This is a genomic window from Thermomonas paludicola (assembly GCF_024498955.1).
GTDB lineage: Bacteria > Pseudomonadota > Gammaproteobacteria > Xanthomonadales > Xanthomonadaceae > Thermomonas > Thermomonas paludicola.
Genome location: NZ_CP093311.1, coordinates 1,182,080 through 1,197,784, shown reverse-complemented (window position 1 = coordinate 1,197,784; position 15,705 = coordinate 1,182,080). Strand labels below are relative to the sequence as shown.

The window sequence follows — 15,705 nt, the reverse complement described above, 5'->3', positions numbered from 1 at the left end:
CTTGCGCATGCTAGATTGCACGGCGATGAACGATCTGTCTTTGCGCTTCTGCGACGAATCCCGACCCGAATTGCCTCTGGACACCGGCGTGCACGCGCTGGGGCGGCGGCCTGACGGATTGGGATTGGTGCCGGCCGATGCACCCTGGCTGCTGCAGTTGTGCAATGACCGCCGCGGCATCTGGATGACCGTCGCCGAGGGCCTGCGCGGCGTGCACGTCAACGGCCGCCCGGTCTTGCAGGTGGCGCTGCTGCGCGCGGGCGACCGCATCCACGTCGAAGGCAGCGAGTTGCTGCTCACCGCCAGTGGCGAGCGCCCGGCGCTGCCGGCCGCGTCCGCGCGCGACCCGGCCGGCAGCCTGCGGCTGGTGCTGCGCGGCGTCGGCGGGCCCCATCACGGCCGCAGCATGAGCCTGGAGGTGCCGCGCCGGATTGGCAGTGCCACAAACGCCGACCTGCACATCGAAGGCCAGGGGATAGCCGCAGAGCACGCATTGATCGAGGTTGCCAATGGCCAGGCGGTGCTGCGTCATGCCAACGCCGACGTGCTGGTGAATGGCCTGCCGCAGCGCCAGGGCGTGCTGCATGGCGGCGACCAGCTCACCTTTGGGGTGCAGCATCGCTTCGTATTGGAAGGCCCGCCCGCCTCACTTGCGCTTCCGCCTTGCCCGCGTACCGGGCCACAGCATGCGTACGCCGACGCGCCGCCCACGCCACCGCATCGCGGCTGGGCCCAGCGCGTGCCGTGGCTGCTGGTGAGCGCGTTGCTGCTGGCAGCCGCGCTGTCGGCGCTGCTGCTGTTCGGCGCGCGCTGAGCGTCGCGATCAGGCCCGGCCCTGCGCGCGCGGGGCGTCCCCAACCCCGAATGGATCCGGCGCATCGGCGAACAAGCGCCGCATCACCGTGGACTCGTTGCGACGGATTTCGTCCAGAAAGGCGCTGGCGTCGTCCAGTTCCGCGAACGCGGCAAACCCGCGCTCCAGAAACGACTGCAATTCGCCCAGCCCCGCCGCTCGCGCCGGCAGCCGCGACAGCTTGAGCAAGCTGCCCACGCCCGGCACCCGCAGCGCCGCAGCCAGGCCCTGCCCCACCTCGCCGATCAGCGCGATCTGGCGCGCCCGCAGGCGGGGATGCCCCACCCTGCGATAGGCCTGCGCATACAGCGCGGTATCCAGGCTTGCCTCCGGCGTTGCCAGCAGTTGCAGCGCCTGCGCCATGCGCAGGTCAAACGCGTGGCTCAGCGCCGCCAGCTCGATGCCGCTGGCCAGCGTGCCCAGCAGCGGCGCCGGCAACAACCGCTGCATCCGCGGGATGACTCGCACGATATCGGCGTCACGCTGGCGAAAATCCTGGTCGCCATAGACATCAGTCAGGAAAAAACGCGCCGCCGAACGCCGCGCCGGGTCTTGCAGGAAGGAGGCAAAACTGCGCTGCAGCCGCTGCACTTGCCAGGACTGCAGCCGCTTCAGCCAACGCAGGCGATTGCGCGGTTCGATCCGCGGATCAAACAGTCGCTGGTGAACGCTCAACCGGCGCGCAAGCTGCGCATGGAGATCGGGCCGCGTGGGCATGTGACCAGTGTCGCGGTTGGCGGCACATTGACGCAATACTCCAGTTCGCTTCGCTACACTCGGCGCACGCCGTCCCGGAGCCCCGCATGCTGTCACTGCACACCGCACGCAACCCATCGGCCCGACCGGGCCAGCCGCGCATCGGGCTGGCAATCGCCGGCGGCGGGCCGGTCGGTGCGATGTATGAGCTTGGCGCACTGCGCGCGCTCGACGAGGCCTGCGATGGCCTCGACCTCAGCCGCCTGGATTGCTACGTGGGGGTCAGCTCGGGCGCCTTCTTCGCCGCCGGCCTTGCCAACCGCATGGACACCGCCGAGCTGTGCCGCATTTTCATCACCGGCGACAGCAACGACGTGCAATTCCGCCCCGAGACATTCCTGCGCCCGGCACTGGGCGAATACCTGCGCCGCGCCGCTGCGGCACCGCGACTGGCCGCGCAGCTGGCGCGCGACCTGTGGTCGGGGCGCGGCGACTCGCGTTGGTCGGATGTGGTGAATCGCGCAGGCAGCCTGGTACCCACCGGCCTGTTCGACAACGCGCCGGTGGAGCGATTCCTTCGCGATGTCTTCAGCCGGCGCGGGCGCAGCAACGATTTTCGCCAACTGGAACGCCCGCTGTTCGTGATCGGCGTGGATCTGGACAGTGGCGAGGCCGTGCGCTTCGGCGATACCGGCTGGGATGACGTGCCGATCTCGCGGGCGGTGCAGGCCAGTGCCGCCCTGCCCGGCCTGTATCCCCCGGTGGAACTGCGCGGCAGGCACTTCGTCGATGGCGCCCTGCGCCGCACCATGCACGCCTCGGTGGTACTGGACCGCGACATCGACCTGATGCTGGGCATCAACCCGCTGGTGCCGTTCAACCCCGGCGACGACAGTCAGGAACAGTCGCAGACGCATCGCTACAACGACCGCAGGATCACCGAAGGCGGCCTGCCCGGCGTCCTCTCGCAAACACTGCGCACCATGTTGCAGTCGCGCATGCAGGTGGGGTTGGCGCGCTATCCGCAGCAGTACCCGGACATCGACCAGGTGGTCTTCGAACCCAATGCGACCAACCGCGAGCTGTTCTACACCAACATTTTCAGCTTCTCCGCGCGTCGCCGGGTCACCCAGTTGGGCTACCGCAACACGCTGGATGACCTGCGCAAGCGCCGCAGCGTGCTTGAACCCGTGCTGGCGCGGCATGGCATCACCCTGCGCGACGACGTGATCGCCGATCGCCCGCGCTCGATCATCGCGCATCTGCCCAAATCGGCGCGCAGCACCCACACCACCGCGCAGCTGGCGCGGGCACTGGACGACATCGAGCATCGGCTGGGCCGGCCGATGGTGTGAATGCTCTAGACATCGCCACCATTCTCACGTCAATCCACTTCAATCATGCGTCGTTGCGGCGCGGGGAAACCAGCATGGCCAAGCTCAAGAAGTCCGCGATCAAGAAGACCACCGCCAAGCCTGCCAGCAAGCCCGGCGCACGCAAGACCGCAGGTCGCGCAAAGCCGCAGGCAACGCTTTCGGCCAAGTCGATCAGCGAATCCGCGCAGCAGATCTGGCTGGCCGGCATGGGCGCATTCAATCGCGCGCAGTCGGAAGGCAGCAAGCTGTTCGAAACGCTGGTCCGCGATGGCCTGTCGCTGGAGCAGACCGCGCGCAAGTTCGCCGGCAGCCGTGCGGGCGTGGTGCGCGACGCGATGGAAGGCCAGGTGGGCCAGGCACGCGAACGCGCTGCCGATACGTGGGACAAGCTGGAAAAAGTGTTTGAAGATCGCGTGCAGCGTGCGCTGACCAAGCTGGGCGTCCCCGGCCGCGACGATCTCAGCGCGCTGACCCAGCGCGTCGAGCGCCTGATCAGCGTGTTGCGCAACTCCGATGGCGCAGCGCCGAAGGCGACAAAGGCGACAAAGGCAAAGAAAGCGACGAAAGCGACGAAGCCCGCAAACGCCGCACCCAAGGCAGCCAAGCCGGCGCCGAAGGTGGCCAAGCCTGCGCGCAAGGCGGCCAGCAAGGTTGCCAAGCCGGCCAAGCCCGCCAAAGTCGCCAAGCCCGTCGCAGCCAAGCCCGTCGCAGCCAAGCCCGTCGCAGCCAAGCCGGCCAAGCCCGTGCGCAAGCCGGTCAAGCGTGCCGCCAAGCCTGTCGAAGCCACGGCCACCGAAACCAAGCCTGCAGCCGACATCGCCTGATCCTGGCAGCAGACGTTCCAAGCCCCGCCAGCCCGAGCCGCTTCGCGCTCCCTCCCCAGTGATCCGCCGGGCTGGCGGGCATTCCTGCACGCACGGTGGCCTGCTTGCGCGTGTATCGACGTATCAGCCGGTATAGTTGCGCCCTTCGCGTCCAACACCGACTCATCGCATGCTCCCTGTCCTGATCGCCCTGTTCGTATTCGTCCTGCTTGGGCTGGGCCTGACGCATTGGCTGCGCCAGAGCCACGCAGCGCGGCAGCCTGCTGAAATGCGCGCCCGCAGCGCCGAGCAACTCAGCAAGCTGCGCTGGCGGGATTTCGCCAAGCTGGTCCTGCAAGCCATGCATGGCCGCGGCTTCCACCCGGTGGTGGAGGACGGCCTGCCCTCCGACGGCATCCCCACCGACGGCAGCGACATCCTGCTGGAGCGCGACGGCGAATTGACCCTGCTGTCGTGCAAGTACGGCAGTGCGTCGGTGGTTGGCGCGGCGGCACTGCTGGGTTTGGCAAAATCGGCCACCCTGCGCGGCACCGAGCGCGTCATCGTGGTGACCCCCGGGCGCTTCGACGAGGAAGCCGCGCGCATCGCCCAGCAGCAAGGAATCGAGCTGATTGACGGCGAGTCGCTGTGGCCGGAAGTGCGTCCCTACGTTGCCTATCCCGCTGGCGAAGCAGCGTCGCAAGCACCGGAAACGGCGCGCATCGAATCAAAGCGGCTGGCACTGGCTTGGGGCGGCGCCGCCGTAGCGGGATTCCTGGCATGGATGCTGGCCACCAGCTTGGTTCCAGTCAACGACACGGCCGACATGCCGCCGCCGTCGCCCAAGGCCGCAAGCGCCACAAGCAAGCCCAGCGCCGCCAAGGCCGACCCGGACAGCATCATCCCCACCGACCCGGCGGCACTGGAACAGCGCCGCCGGGAAACCGCCAACGCCATCGCCACGCTGTTCGGCGTGAGCCGCGCGATCTGGTCCACGCAATCCACGCTGCTGGTCTATCTGAGCTCGGAAGACGCCGACCCCATCAACGAACTGTGCCCGCTGCTGGAACGCTACCCGGAACTGGCGTCCTCGCGCGTGCAACTGCAGCCACCTGCCGGCAGCAGCAAGCCGGTTCGCTTCAAGCAGTGCCGCACGTACTGATCTTCTGAACTTGGCGCCAAGCCGTGCGCGCCATTGGCGCAAGCGGCCATCCGTTGCGCCAAGGCCAAGCCCGCGGCATCTGCGCGGGCGCGAAGATGCCTGTTGCGCGCATTCCCTTGCCGCAGCGCTACCAATGCACGCCGCGCATCAGCGCGGCAAACGCGATCTGCTCCTGGCTGGGGGTCTCATCGCGTAGCGCATTCCTGTCGCCCTTGGCCGCCGCTGAATCAGGGAACAGCTCGAACGCGGTACTCATCACCACCTCGTAGGCCTTCGGCGCCACCGCATTGATCAACGCCGCGAAGATGCCCAGCCGCGTCGCGATCCTGCTTGGCTTCTCGATGATGCCCTTCACCACCAGATCGGCGGCTTCGTCTGGCGTCAGGGTCGGCACGCTGTCGTACATCTTGGTGGGCGCGATCATCGGCGTCTTCACCAGCGGCATGTTGATGGTGGTGAAGCTGATGCCCTTGCCGGACAGCTCGCCCTGCGCGCAGCGGCTGAACGCGTCCAGCGCCGCCTTGCTGGCCACGTAGGCCGAGAACCGCGGCGAATTCGCCAGCACGCCGATCGAACTGATGTTGATGATGTGGCCACGCCGGCGTTCCACCATGCCCGGCATGAAGCCCATGATCAGGCGCAGGCTGCCGAAGTAGTTCAGCTGCATGGTGCGTTCGAAGTCGTGGAAACGATCGTAGCTGAGCTCGATCGAGCGACGAATCGAGCGACCGGCATTGTTGATCAACACATCAACGTGACCGTGCTCCTTGAGGATCGTGGCGATCAAGCGATCGCAATCGGCCAGGTCGGCCAGGTCGGCGGTGTACGCAAACACCTTGCCGCCGGCTTTCTTCATCGCATCGCGCGCCTTGAACAACTCTTCCTCGCCACGCGCGATGAGAATCGTGGTGCCCCCTGCCTCGGCCACGCGCTGCGCGGTGGCCAAACCAATCCCCGAGGAACCGCCGGTGATCACCACCACCTTGCCCTTGACCTTGCCTTTCAGGCTGTGGTCCACGAACAAGTCCGGATCCAGATGGCGCTCCCAGTAATCCCACAGCCGCCACGCATAGTCGTCCAGACGCGGCACCGCGATGCCGCTGCCTTTCAGGGCGCGCTCGGCTTCGCGATTGTCGAACCGGGTGGGATACACGATGAACTTCAGCACCCCCTTCGGGATCCGGAAATCGCGCAACAGCATGCCCACGAAGCGCTTGACCGGCGGCAGGCTGCCCACCGCCATGCGCACGCTGCCGGGGACGAAGGCGAACATGCGCGCGTCCAGCCGCAGCGTCATTTCCGGCGCATGCCCGGCGCGCGCAAACGTGTTGAGCACCTCGCCCACGCGCATCGGCTCGGGATCGGTGAGGTGGAAGCAATGGCCATCCAGCTTGGGCTTGTGCGCGATGTGATCCATCGCATCGGCCACGAAATCCACCGGCACGATGTTGATGCGCCCGCCTTCGATACCCAGCGTCGGCATCCACGGCGGCAGCATCTGCCGCAGCTTCTTGAGGAAGGTGAAGAAGTAGTAAGGCCCATCGATCTTGTCGATTTCGCCGGTCCTGGAATGGCCCACCACCATGCCGGGGCGGTAGATCCGCCACTTGACCCGTTTCTCCGCGCGCACCAACCCTTCGGACTCGTGTTTGGTGCGCAGATAGGGATCATCCAGGCCCTCCGCTTCGTCGAACATGTCTTCGCGGAACACACCCGGATACATCCCCGCGGCGGCAATCGAACTGGCGTGATGGAAGCACTTCACCTTCAACGCGGCAGCCAGATCCAAGGCATGGCGCGTGCCTCCGATATTGGCTTCCTGCTGGCTTTCGGCGCTGGCCGCCAAGTCGTAGATCGCGGCCAGATGGAAAAAATGCTGGACCTTGCCCGCAAGCGCGCGCAGTTGCACGGCGCCCAGCCCGCAGTCGGACGCAGTCATGTCGCCCATCACCGCGACCACGCGCCCCGGATCCCAACCGCGCGCCTTGACCAAGGCGTCGAATTTCTTTTTCGACGTCTTGCGCACCAGCACATGCACCGTGCCCTTGCGCTTGAGCAGGTTGTCGATGAGGAAGCGGCCAATGAACCCCGTGCCACCCGTGACGAAATAGCTCATTGCATACCTCTCCAGACCAGACCCGCGCATCGTGCGCCCCAGGGCGCTACGTTGCCAGAGCCCGAAGCACACCACAATTCCCTGCCGTATTGACCCCCACGGAAGCGCATGGTGAGATGACTGCCTCATAGCAAGGGGATTGCCCGTGTCCGACCTGAAAGCCCTGTTCGAACAAGCCGGCAAGGATGTGCATTCACTGGCCCAGCGCCCCGACAATGACACCCTGTTGCGCCTGTACGCGCTTTACAAGCAAGGCTCCGAAGGCGACGTCAGCGGCCCCAAGCCGGGCTTCTTCGACTTCGTCGGCACCGCGAAATACGAAGCCTGGGCGAAGCTCAAGGGCACCGCGCAAACGCAGGCGATGCAGCACTACATCGACCTGGTCAAGAAACTCGGCGCCTGAGCGGCAACCGCCATGGCCCGCCAGACCCGGCAGCGCATCCTCGATGCTTCGCTCATGATGTTCAACGCACAGGGCGAGCCGAATGTCACCACCAACCACATCGCCGACGAGCTGGAAATCAGCCCCGGCAACCTGTACTACCACTTCCGCAACAAGGACGACATCATCGAACAGCTGTTCGCCGGCTACGAGCAGCGCATGGATGCTGCGCTGGCCGCGCCGGAAGGCCGCCTGCCGGGGCTGGAAGACGTCTGGCTGCAACTGCACCTGGTGTTCGAGTGCATCTGGGATTTCCGTTTCCTGTATCGCGACCTGGTGGACATCCTCAGCCGCAACCGTCGCCTGCGCATGCGCTTCGCGCGCATCCTCAAGCGCGCCGACGAACAGGCGCACACGGTGATGCGCGGATTGGTGCAGGCCGGGGTGATGCGCGCCTCCGCCAGCGAGGTGGACGCTGCGGCCACCAATATCCTGGTGATCGCCACGTTCTGGATGAACTACGCCTCGGCCCGTGGCGACAAGGACGAACGCGCCTCGATCCGCGATGGCATCGTGCAGGTGATGATGCTGATCGCGCCGTTCCTGCGCGACGCCGAGCGCGTGCACCTCAACACCCTCACCCGCGCCTACCTCGACTGACAGGCGTCGAGACCAAGCAAACCGCGTCCTATCGCCCGCGCAGCAGCCGCCGGCGGGCGGCGGCCAATACACCCAGCACGGCCAGCCACAGGTGACGCGGCGTGGGATCCAGCGCGCGCTTGCAGGCGTTCGGTTTGGACTGGCGGGGCTTGGCCATGGCCATTTTTCCTGGATGCGCTGTGCGCCAGCGTGCGGCGTCCGGCTTGAGCAATCACACTAGCGCCGGCTCTTGCCAGATCACGCGCATGGCGGGATGCTGGCCTTCTGCATCAATCTCGGGTGATCTGCATGGCCGTCAAAAAATCCGCCGCCTCGACCTGGGCCGCCTACCCGCACGACGCCAAGGCCTTCGCCTACGCAGGCGATGCGCTGAAGAAGGCATGGCCCAAGCTGCATGCCGGCGACTGCGAGCCCTTTCCCGATGCCAAACACGCCGCCGCATTGCTGAAGGCCGCCGGCAAGTCGGCACCCAGGCTTGATGCCGAGACGCTTGCGGGCGCGCTGCAGGATGCCTGGCGCGCCTTCCATCGCGGCGACTTCAAGAGCGCATTCGACGCCGGCGAAGCGCTTGGCGCCGTCGGTGCCTCGGTGGCGGTCAAGGCCATCGGCATTCACGCCACCTATCTGGTCGATGACGATGACGAAAAACTGAAACGCTTCGAGCGGGCCGCCGCGCTGGCCGAAGCCGCCATGCAGGCATTGCCGGGGGAAGCCAACAGCCATTACCGCCACGCCTTTGCGCTGGGCCGCTACAGCCAGGGGCTGTCGATTGCCAAGGCACTGAAAATGGGCATTGCCGGCAAGGTCCGCAGCGCGCTGGACACCACCTTGAAACTGGCGCCCAAGCACGCCGAGGCGCATACCGCACTGGCGGTGTACCACGCCGAGATCATCAACAAGATCGGCGCGATGATTGGCGGCTTGACCTACGGCGCCAAGGCCGGCGAAGCCGACAAGCACATCCGCGAGGCACTGAAGCTGACCCCGGCATCACCGATTGCCCACATCGAACACGGCAATGTCCTGCTGTTGCTGGACGAAGCCCGCAACGAAGATGCGGCTGCCGATGCCTATGAAAAAGCATCCCAGTGCAAACCGCTGGATGCGATGGAAGCGCTGGACGCCGCCTACGCGCGCAGCCAGCTGGAATAGCCGCAACAGGCATGCGCCGCGTGCTGCGGCCTGTCGGCATCCCCGGCCAGCGCACAACCAGCACGCGCCGCCCCGCCACTAGGGCGTTGTCGGCTCCTCGACCACCATGGATGCTGGCCGGGCGCAACGCAGGCGGCGGAAAAACGCCACCGCGCGCTCACGCTTGCAGGTCAGCGCATACCAGCCCACGCACAGCAGCACGAACGCCGCCAACAGCAGCGGATACGGAACCCGATGCGTGCGGATCACCAGCGCGACGACAAGCCCGCAGAGCAGGCTGAACCAGGTCAGGTGCAAGGCTGCGCGGGTGGGGCCGAAACCGGCATCCTGCATGATGTGGTGGACATGGTCGCGCCCGGCCGCGAAAGGCGACCGCCCCTGCCGCAAGCGCCGCGCGCTCACCACCAGGCAATCGGCCATCGGCACCGGCACCAGCCAGAGGGCCAGGACCGGGTTGACCGGATGCCCCGGTTGCTGGGTCAGGCGAAAACTCACCCAGGCGATGACCAAGCCCAGCAGCGCGCTGCCGGCATTGCCCAAAAACACCTTGGCCCGGGGTCGCCACGGCAGGCGCATGTTCCAGGCCAGGAAACCGGTCAGCGCCCCGCAGAGCACCGACAAGCGCTCGGCCAGCTGCACGTTGCCGGCATAGATCGCCGCAGCCATCATCATCGCCAGCGCAGCCAGTCCCAGCAGGCCAGCCATGCCGTCGGCGCCATCCACCATGTTCATGGCGTTGATGATGCCGACCGTGGCGAACACGGTGAACGGCACCGCCAGCCAGCCCAGCGACAGCGACCCAAGCCCGAACACCGGGCCGATCTGCTCCACCCGCACGCCCCCCCAATAAATGAGCACCAGCGCCGCCACCGACTGCGCCACGATGCGCCAGTACCAGCGCAGATCGCGCAGGTCGTCCCACAGCCCTACCGCAACCACCAGCAAGGCCGCGATGCTGAACGCCTGCAACCGCGGCGAGCCGGTCTGCACACCCTGGAATGCTGCCACGACCCCGATGAAGATCGCGATGCCACCAGTCACTGCAGTGGGCTGGGCGTGATCCTTGCGTCCCTGCGGATGATCCAGCAGGTTCAGGCGCATCGCCACCGGCTGCAACAGCCACAGCGCCGCCGAGGTGATGGCCAGCGCCAGCAACGCCGCTACGTAGTCGAATCCGTCGAGTTTCACCAACATCCGTATCCTTGTCGAATCCTGTAGTCCAGACCCTGTGGGCAGGATTCTAAGGGCTTGCCGGCGACTTTGCGCCCTTGACGGCGTGCATTTCCTGAACGTCGCCGTGTTCCAGCCGCAGCACCCGGTCCGCCAGCGCCAGGCTGGCGGGACGATGGGTGATCAGAAGCACGGTGCGCGCCTTCAATGCCTCGTGGCATTCAGCGATGAACTCCAACTCGCCGGCGGGATCGAACATGGCGGTGGCCTCATCGAGGATCAGGATCGGCGGATCCTTCAGCAGCGCACGCGCCAGCGCGATGCGCTGCTTCTGCCCACCCGACAGTTTCACCCCTTGGTCGCCTACGCGGGTGGCATAGCCCTCCGGCAACGCCGCGATGAAGTCGTGCGCACGCGCCGCGCGGGCCGCGCGTTCAATATCCAAGTCGCTCGCGCACGCGCGCCCATAGGCAATGTTTTCCCGCACCGATGCGTTGAACAACATCACCTGCTGCGAGACCAGCCCGATCTGCTCGCGCAGCGCGGTCAGCCGAAACGCGCGCAAATCCGCGCCCCCGACGGTAATTCGACCCTGCTGCGGCTCCAGCAGCCGCAGCAGCAGATGCGCCAGCGTGCTCTTGCCGGCGCCGTTGGGGCCGGTAATCGCCACCGTCTCGCCGGCACGGATGCCGAGACTGAAGCCGGCGAACAGCGGCGCACGTCCCGGATAGGAAAAATGCACGCCCTCGAATTCCAGGTCGCCGTTGCGCGGAAGCACGTCCAGCGCCCCATCGTCGGCCTCCGGTGCCGCCGCCAGCGCCTCGGACAAGCGCAGCATGGCGCCGCGCGCGCTCTGGGTAAGGCCATAGACATTGGCAAGCTGGCTGACCGGATTGATCAACACCAGCCCGTACAAAAACAGGCTGACCAGCTGGCCGATCCGCAGCTCACCGCCGACGATGTCGCGCCCAGCCACGCCCAACAGCAGCAGCACCACCGCCGCACCCGCCACCTGCACCAGCGGCAGGATCGCTCCCTGCCAGCGCGCCTGTTTGAAATCCGCGGCATACAGCCGCTCCGCGCCGTCGCGGTAGCGGCGCGCCTCGGTGGCATCGGTGGCGAACGCCTTGATGACCGGCAGCAACTCCAGGTTTTGCCCGGCCAGCGCCGACTGGTCGGCCCAGGCCTGCATCGATGCCCGTCCCAGCGGGCGCAATCGACGCCCCACCAGCTTCAACAGCACGAACAGCAGTGGCACCAGCAACGCCACCGCCAGCGCGATGGCCGGCGCCAGATGCAACATCATCAGCAGCGCACCCGCGAAGGTCAGCGCCAGCGGCAGCAGCGGCACCAACGTGCCGGTCAGATAATCGCCAAGCCGATGAATGTCCCCGATCAGCAGCGCCAACACATCGCCACGCTGGCGCTGCTGGTGCCATGCCAGCGGCAGCGCCTGCAAATGGGCATACAGGGACGCCCCGGCATCGGCCACCAGCCGCCCGGACACCTTGCGCAGCTGCAACGCCGTGGCATAGCCCAGCAGCGCCTGTGCGGCAATCAGCCCGAACAGGCCCCACAGCAGCGCGACAAACCCCTGCGCCTGCACCAGCCGGTCGGTCAACAACCCGCCCAACCACGGCTGCACCAAGGTGGCAGTGCTCTGCGCCAGCATCAACCCAAGCGCCAGCAACAGCGCAGGCGCATGCGGACGCAGCCACGCCCGCCACCAACCCGATCCGCTTGCGCGAGGCAATGTCATTGCCCGCCAGCCCTGCTCAACATGCCCACGCCACCTTGTCGCGGTTGTGCTGCAGCCAGTGTTCCAGCAACAGCAGCATTTTCAACTCCCAAACGGCCTCGATGGCGCCGGCTTGCCAGCGCGCCGCTGCCTGCAAAAAGCGATCGCGATCGACATACGGCGCAATTGCCGGGCCGCTGCCGCGAAAATCGCGCACCGCCTGTTCCAGCACCGGCTGCAGCATCACCCGGTCGAAATGCGAGCCGGGATGGAATTTGTCGCCGCGCCAGGCCACCGAATGCGGCAGCAGCGGGCTCATCGCCTTGCGCAAAATCCACTTCAGCCGGCCATGGCGCATGCGCAGCTCCAGCGGAATCCACGCCGAAAAATCAATCAGTGCCCGATCCAGGAACGGGCAGCGCATTTCCACGCCGAAGTGGCGCGAGCGCTGCTGGAACCGGCCGATGCCGTCCAGTGTGTATGGATTGACCAGCCCGGCGGAGGGCACTGTTCGCGCCGGCGGGGCAGGCGAGCTGACCAGGCGGCGGTGCGCGCGGAGGCGTCCGCGCAAGTCCAGCCGGGCTGCCGCATCATCACGCAGCAACGCGGCATGCAGCGATTCCGACTCGCCCAACCTGCCGCGCACGCGGCGGATGCCCGCGCGCAACGGCCACGGCAAGCGCGCCGTGAGCCGCGCACGGCGCAGATCGGGCACCATCCATGCACCGCCGGCCAGGCGATCCAACTTGCGCGCATCGCGCAACATGTCCCGATACCGACCGTCCAGCACCATGCGCTCCACCAGTCCTTCGTAATGGAACATCGCATCGGCATCGATGCCGTTCATCATCACGTCCACGCCACTCTCGCACGCCATCTGGTCAAACAGCGGCAGGAACCCGTTGCGACCCGACACGAAGCGCGGCGCCCGCGCCACGGCCGCGCGCGCCAGCGCCGCTTCAGCCTGCATGGCGACCACGTCGATCCGCACCGACGCCGCGCCGGTGGCTGCCAGCATCTGGTCGATGGCCCGGGTTTCCGGGCACCCCGGATTGCCGCGATCCAGTACCGAATACGCCGTGAGCCGCTGCGGCGCCCCGCTGCCGCACGCCAGCGCCAAGATGGCAGACGAATCCAACCCGCCGCTGAAGGTCAGCCCGGCATTCACCCCATCGGCCAGGCGCTTGCGTACGGCTTCCGAAAGCTGCCAATGCAGGCCTTCTACCCAGCCATTCACATCACTTTCGGCCAGGCCAGGTCTGCTCTCCCCCGGCCTCCACCACTGTTCCAGATGCAAACCTGCGGCATTCGCGTTGCAAACATGAGCCGCCTGAAGACGCTGGAGTCCGGGAATTTCAGGCTCAAAATGCGCCAGCTGCTCGGCATTGAACAGCGGCTCCAGCAGGCGCTGCTCGGGGATGCGCGGGTCCAGCCCCACCTGCACGGCCAGCACCTCCTGCGAGGTGGCAAACGCGAAACGGCGCCCCGGCTCATGCCGGTAGAACAACGGACGCATGCCCATCGGATCCACCGCAGCCACCAGCTTGCGCGCACGCAGATCGCAGATGACGAACGCAAAATCTCCGTCCAGCCGCTCCAGCATGGCATCGCCCCAGCGCAGCCAGGCCTGCAACAGCAACCCGGCCGAGCTGCCAGTCCAAGGCGACACCCCCAACGCCGCCGCCAGCCGCTCCCGGTCGTACAGCGTGCAATCGGCCACCACCACCAACCCGGCCACGTCATCGACATGCCAGCCGATCTCGCAAGCTGGATGCGGATCGCCCCACGCCGCCAGCGTCAGGCTGGCATCGGGGGAACGCCACTGCCGCATGGCCATCCCTGCTGCCAGGCCGGGTGCAAACCCGCGCGTCGCCGGCCCATCGTCCCATTGGAACATCCCCACCAATCCCCGCATCCGCGCCCTCGTCGACCTGTAGCAATCCGATGCTGCGGCGAATTCCGCTTGACTCCCAGGCTCAGCGATTCTATACAGTTACCCCAAAGCGGGCTGCAGTCTTCAAGCTGCGTGCGTGCGCGCTTACCATCGCTCGGCAATGCCGCGCACCCATGCTCACTATTCAGGCGTATCCAACCGAAGGGAACATCCATGAGCAGTTCAAATTGCTTGACAAAAACCACAGTCTTGGGCGCGTTGGCATTGGCATGCGGGCTGATGTACACAGCGCCGGCAACCGCCCAAACTGCCACGCGATCGTATTATCAGAATGCCGGTGGCAGCTGCCATGGCGTCGATCAGAATAATGACTCGAAGCTGCTTCGAAACGGCTCTCGCCTGAAAAACATTAATGACACCGTATCCGCTGACGTCGTCTGTAACCTCATTACTGATGCCTTTGCCGATGCAATCAGTGGTGGCGTCGTCACGGGCTCATGGCTCTGGGTGCGGCGCTCCGAAATTCGTGGCGACAACACCGCCATCACCTGCACCATGACCACCAGCTATGCTGGCGATCCCAACGGAACCGGGGTTACCAAAACTGTCAACCTTCCTAATGGCCTTTCCCAAGGCGTTGTCAGTTTCGTACCCGATCCCGGAACTCGATTCCTCGCGCCTGTAAATATTCGCTGCAAGCTGCCCCCCAAGACCGAGCTGAACGACTGGCTGCTGACTTACGAAGAACAGACATTCAACCCGGTCTGATCCAGGTTCACCAGTCTGGCGGCTTGCTGGAGCGAAGCCCGGGTGTTGTCACCCGGCTTCGCGTGACTTTCGACAAACAAGGATTTTCGTTCGCATGCTGAGCAATCCAACGCGTTCGTCTGGCTTGCTTGTGCTTGCGGTCGTTCTGGCCTTGGCTGCAAATGCGGCACTGTATTTCCGCATGTCCGCAAGGCTGGACGCCATTGAAACGACCCAGCGGCTACGGGACGAATCGTCACTTTTACACGCACCTTCGTCCGACGACACGGCCACTGGCTATCCCACTGCCGTGATCAGCCCGAGTATGGCGCGGGGCCTTGCGGTCACCAAGCTGACGCCAGAGCAACTGGTGCAGCGCCTGTCCCAGCGCAACGGTGGCAATCCGACCAAGGTCGCCGCTGACATGAATCGGCTGATGCAGCAGGAGCCCTCCTTGCCCGGGCTGGAAAGCCAGCAAGGTCAGTGGCTGGAGTCCGCTTTCGGTGCCATGTCCACAAGCGGGTCTCAGCCATCCGACACACAGTCATCCTGTCGTGGACGCCGCTGCGTGGTCAGCGCCACGTTTGCCGATCCTGGCCAGGCACAGGATTGGGCAGGCAACTACCTGCTGGCAGCTGGTGGAAAAATGCTGCAACGCTCCCGCACTATCGTTGTCCCCGTCGCCAACGGTTCTACCAAGTTACTGTTGTATTTCTACTGATTCCCAGACACTATTTCGTCCATTGCATTCATCAGGGGCTCACCGACATGAACGACGCCATTCCCACCACGTCATCCACCCAGACGCAGGGCCCGTACGAAGCCCCCGCGCTGGTCTGCTTCGGCACGCTTTCCGACCTGACCTTGGCCGGTAGCGGCAGTCAGCCGGAAGGTGGGGCTCCGTTGCCGAGCAAACACGTTTAACCCGAACGCACGCCAGGCCCTCAGCCTGGCGT

The 15,705-nt window shown here is 65.9% G+C and carries 16 protein-coding genes; 10 read left to right on the top strand and 6 right to left on the bottom strand.

Annotated features, from left to right (window positions below; translation table 11 throughout):
- Positions 1 to 25 precede the first annotated feature (25 nt).
- On the top strand, positions 26 to 814 hold the full coding sequence (locus LIW09_RS05650) for an FHA domain-containing protein (protein WP_256646974.1): 789 nt from the start codon (positions 26 to 28) through the stop codon (positions 812 to 814).
- 9 nt (positions 815 to 823) lie between these two features.
- On the opposite strand, the gene LIW09_RS05645 is transcribed toward LIW09_RS05650, so the two are convergent.
- A complete protein-coding gene (locus LIW09_RS05645; RefSeq protein WP_256646973.1) occupies positions 824 to 1,570 on the bottom strand; it encodes a DUF8198 family protein in 747 nt (248 codons plus the stop codon).
- Between the two features lie 86 nt (positions 1,571 to 1,656).
- Between LIW09_RS05645 and LIW09_RS05640 the strand changes: the two genes are divergently transcribed.
- The 3 genes from LIW09_RS05640 (at position 1,657) to LIW09_RS05630 (ending at position 4,890) form a co-directional block, all read left to right on the top strand.
- Positions 1,657 to 2,904: a patatin-like phospholipase family protein gene (locus LIW09_RS05640; protein WP_256646972.1), complete on the top strand. Its 1,248-nt coding sequence runs from the start codon at positions 1,657 to 1,659 to the stop codon at positions 2,902 to 2,904.
- A 74-nt stretch (positions 2,905 to 2,978) separates the two neighbouring features.
- The gene (locus tag LIW09_RS05635) at positions 2,979 to 3,749 is read left to right on the top strand and encodes a phasin family protein (RefSeq protein ID WP_256646971.1); all 771 of its coding nucleotides are present in this window, start codon (positions 2,979 to 2,981) and stop codon (positions 3,747 to 3,749) included.
- Positions 3,750 to 3,918: 169 nt separating this feature from the next.
- On the top strand, positions 3,919 to 4,890 hold the full coding sequence (locus tag LIW09_RS05630; protein WP_256646970.1) for a restriction endonuclease: 972 nt from the start codon (positions 3,919 to 3,921) through the stop codon (positions 4,888 to 4,890).
- Between the two features lie 127 nt (positions 4,891 to 5,017).
- Here the strand turns inward: LIW09_RS05630 and LIW09_RS05625 are convergent, their stop codons facing one another.
- Positions 5,018 to 7,006, bottom strand: a complete 1,989-nt coding sequence (locus tag LIW09_RS05625) for an SDR family oxidoreductase (protein WP_256646969.1) — start codon at positions 7,004 to 7,006, stop codon at positions 5,018 to 5,020.
- A gap of 145 nt (positions 7,007 to 7,151) precedes the next feature.
- Here LIW09_RS05625 and LIW09_RS05620 point away from each other — a divergent pair, with 145 nt between their 5' ends.
- Together LIW09_RS05620 and LIW09_RS05615 are read left to right on the top strand one after the other, a co-directional pair.
- On the top strand, positions 7,152 to 7,409 hold the full coding sequence (locus tag LIW09_RS05620) for an acyl-CoA-binding protein (protein WP_256646968.1): 258 nt from the start codon (positions 7,152 to 7,154) through the stop codon (positions 7,407 to 7,409).
- 12 nt (positions 7,410 to 7,421) lie between these two features.
- Positions 7,422 to 8,048: a TetR/AcrR family transcriptional regulator gene (locus tag LIW09_RS05615; protein ID WP_256646967.1), complete on the top strand. Its 627-nt coding sequence runs from the start codon at positions 7,422 to 7,424 to the stop codon at positions 8,046 to 8,048.
- A gap of 28 nt (positions 8,049 to 8,076) precedes the next feature.
- On the opposite strand, the gene LIW09_RS05610 is transcribed toward LIW09_RS05615, so the two are convergent.
- Positions 8,077 to 8,205 carry a hypothetical protein gene (locus LIW09_RS05610; RefSeq protein ID WP_256646966.1) on the bottom strand — a complete coding sequence of 43 codons (129 nt, stop codon included), beginning with the start codon at positions 8,203 to 8,205 and terminating at the stop codon, positions 8,077 to 8,079.
- Positions 8,206 to 8,336: 131 nt separating this feature from the next.
- On the opposite strand from LIW09_RS05610, the gene LIW09_RS05605 reads away from it, so the two are divergent.
- On the top strand, positions 8,337 to 9,200 hold the full coding sequence (locus LIW09_RS05605) for a hypothetical protein (protein ID WP_256646965.1): 864 nt from the start codon (positions 8,337 to 8,339) through the stop codon (positions 9,198 to 9,200).
- Positions 9,201 to 9,278: 78 nt separating this feature from the next.
- Here the strand turns inward: LIW09_RS05605 and LIW09_RS05600 are convergent, their stop codons facing one another.
- From LIW09_RS05600 to LIW09_RS05590, 3 genes are read right to left on the bottom strand one after another with little or no spacing between them, the layout of a single operon-like run.
- Positions 9,279 to 10,394: an MraY family glycosyltransferase gene (locus LIW09_RS05600; protein ID WP_256646964.1), complete on the bottom strand. Its 1,116-nt coding sequence runs from the start codon at positions 10,392 to 10,394 to the stop codon at positions 9,279 to 9,281.
- 46 nt (positions 10,395 to 10,440) lie between these two features.
- Positions 10,441 to 12,129 carry an ABC transporter ATP-binding protein gene (locus LIW09_RS05595; RefSeq protein ID WP_256646963.1) on the bottom strand — a complete coding sequence of 563 codons (1,689 nt, stop codon included), beginning with the start codon at positions 12,127 to 12,129 and terminating at the stop codon, positions 10,441 to 10,443.
- Between the two features lie 16 nt (positions 12,130 to 12,145).
- Positions 12,146 to 13,939, bottom strand: coding sequence for an asparagine synthase-related protein (locus LIW09_RS05590; RefSeq protein ID WP_256646962.1), 1,794 nt, complete (start codon positions 13,937 to 13,939; stop codon positions 12,146 to 12,148).
- Between the two features lie 276 nt (positions 13,940 to 14,215).
- On the opposite strand from LIW09_RS05590, the gene LIW09_RS05585 reads away from it, so the two are divergent.
- The 3 genes from LIW09_RS05585 (at position 14,216) to LIW09_RS05575 (ending at position 15,673) form a co-directional block, all read left to right on the top strand.
- Positions 14,216 to 14,770 (top strand): hypothetical protein, encoded by a 555-nt coding sequence (locus tag LIW09_RS05585; RefSeq protein WP_256646961.1) that lies wholly within the window; start codon positions 14,216 to 14,218, stop codon positions 14,768 to 14,770.
- Positions 14,771 to 14,864: 94 nt separating this feature from the next.
- Positions 14,865 to 15,470, top strand: a complete 606-nt coding sequence (locus tag LIW09_RS05580; RefSeq protein ID WP_256646960.1) for a hypothetical protein — start codon at positions 14,865 to 14,867, stop codon at positions 15,468 to 15,470.
- Between the two features lie 47 nt (positions 15,471 to 15,517).
- A complete protein-coding gene (locus LIW09_RS05575) occupies positions 15,518 to 15,673 on the top strand; it encodes a lasso RiPP family leader peptide-containing protein (RefSeq protein ID WP_256646959.1) in 156 nt (51 codons plus the stop codon).
- The last annotated feature ends 32 nt before the right edge of the window (positions 15,674 to 15,705 follow it).

What these genes read in the sequence shown, in the direction of transcription:
- LIW09_RS05585 (WP_256646961.1), top strand. Translation starts at nt 14,216, where the DNA reads ATGAGCAGTTCAAATTGCTTGACAAAAACCACAGTCTTGGGCGCGTTG.
- LIW09_RS05610 (WP_256646966.1), bottom strand. Translation starts at nt 8,205, where the DNA reads ATGGCCAAGCCCCGCCAGTCCAAACCGAACGCCTGCAAGCGCGCGCTG.
- LIW09_RS05625 (WP_256646969.1), bottom strand. Translation starts at nt 7,006, where the DNA reads ATGAGCTATTTCGTCACGGGTGGCACGGGGTTCATTGGCCGCTTCCTC.
- LIW09_RS05630 (WP_256646970.1), top strand. Translation starts at nt 3,919, where the DNA reads ATGCTCCCTGTCCTGATCGCCCTGTTCGTATTCGTCCTGCTTGGGCTG.
- LIW09_RS05640 (WP_256646972.1), top strand. Translation starts at nt 1,657, where the DNA reads ATGCTGTCACTGCACACCGCACGCAACCCATCGGCCCGACCGGGCCAG.
- LIW09_RS05580 (WP_256646960.1), top strand. Translation starts at nt 14,865, where the DNA reads ATGCTGAGCAATCCAACGCGTTCGTCTGGCTTGCTTGTGCTTGCGGTC.
- LIW09_RS05595 (WP_256646963.1), bottom strand. Translation starts at nt 12,129, where the DNA reads ATGACATTGCCTCGCGCAAGCGGATCGGGTTGGTGGCGGGCGTGGCTG.
- LIW09_RS05575 (WP_256646959.1), top strand. Translation starts at nt 15,518, where the DNA reads ATGAACGACGCCATTCCCACCACGTCATCCACCCAGACGCAGGGCCCG.
- LIW09_RS05615 (WP_256646967.1), top strand. Translation starts at nt 7,422, where the DNA reads ATGGCCCGCCAGACCCGGCAGCGCATCCTCGATGCTTCGCTCATGATG.
- LIW09_RS05605 (WP_256646965.1), top strand. Translation starts at nt 8,337, where the DNA reads ATGGCCGTCAAAAAATCCGCCGCCTCGACCTGGGCCGCCTACCCGCAC.
- LIW09_RS05590 (WP_256646962.1), bottom strand. Translation starts at nt 13,939, where the DNA reads ATGCGGCAGTGGCGTTCCCCCGATGCCAGCCTGACGCTGGCGGCGTGG.
- LIW09_RS05635 (WP_256646971.1), top strand. Translation starts at nt 2,979, where the DNA reads ATGGCCAAGCTCAAGAAGTCCGCGATCAAGAAGACCACCGCCAAGCCT.
- LIW09_RS05645 (WP_256646973.1), bottom strand. Translation starts at nt 1,570, where the DNA reads ATGCCCACGCGGCCCGATCTCCATGCGCAGCTTGCGCGCCGGTTGAGC.
- LIW09_RS05650 (WP_256646974.1), top strand. Translation starts at nt 26, where the DNA reads ATGAACGATCTGTCTTTGCGCTTCTGCGACGAATCCCGACCCGAATTG.
- LIW09_RS05600 (WP_256646964.1), bottom strand. Translation starts at nt 10,394, where the DNA reads ATGTTGGTGAAACTCGACGGATTCGACTACGTAGCGGCGTTGCTGGCG.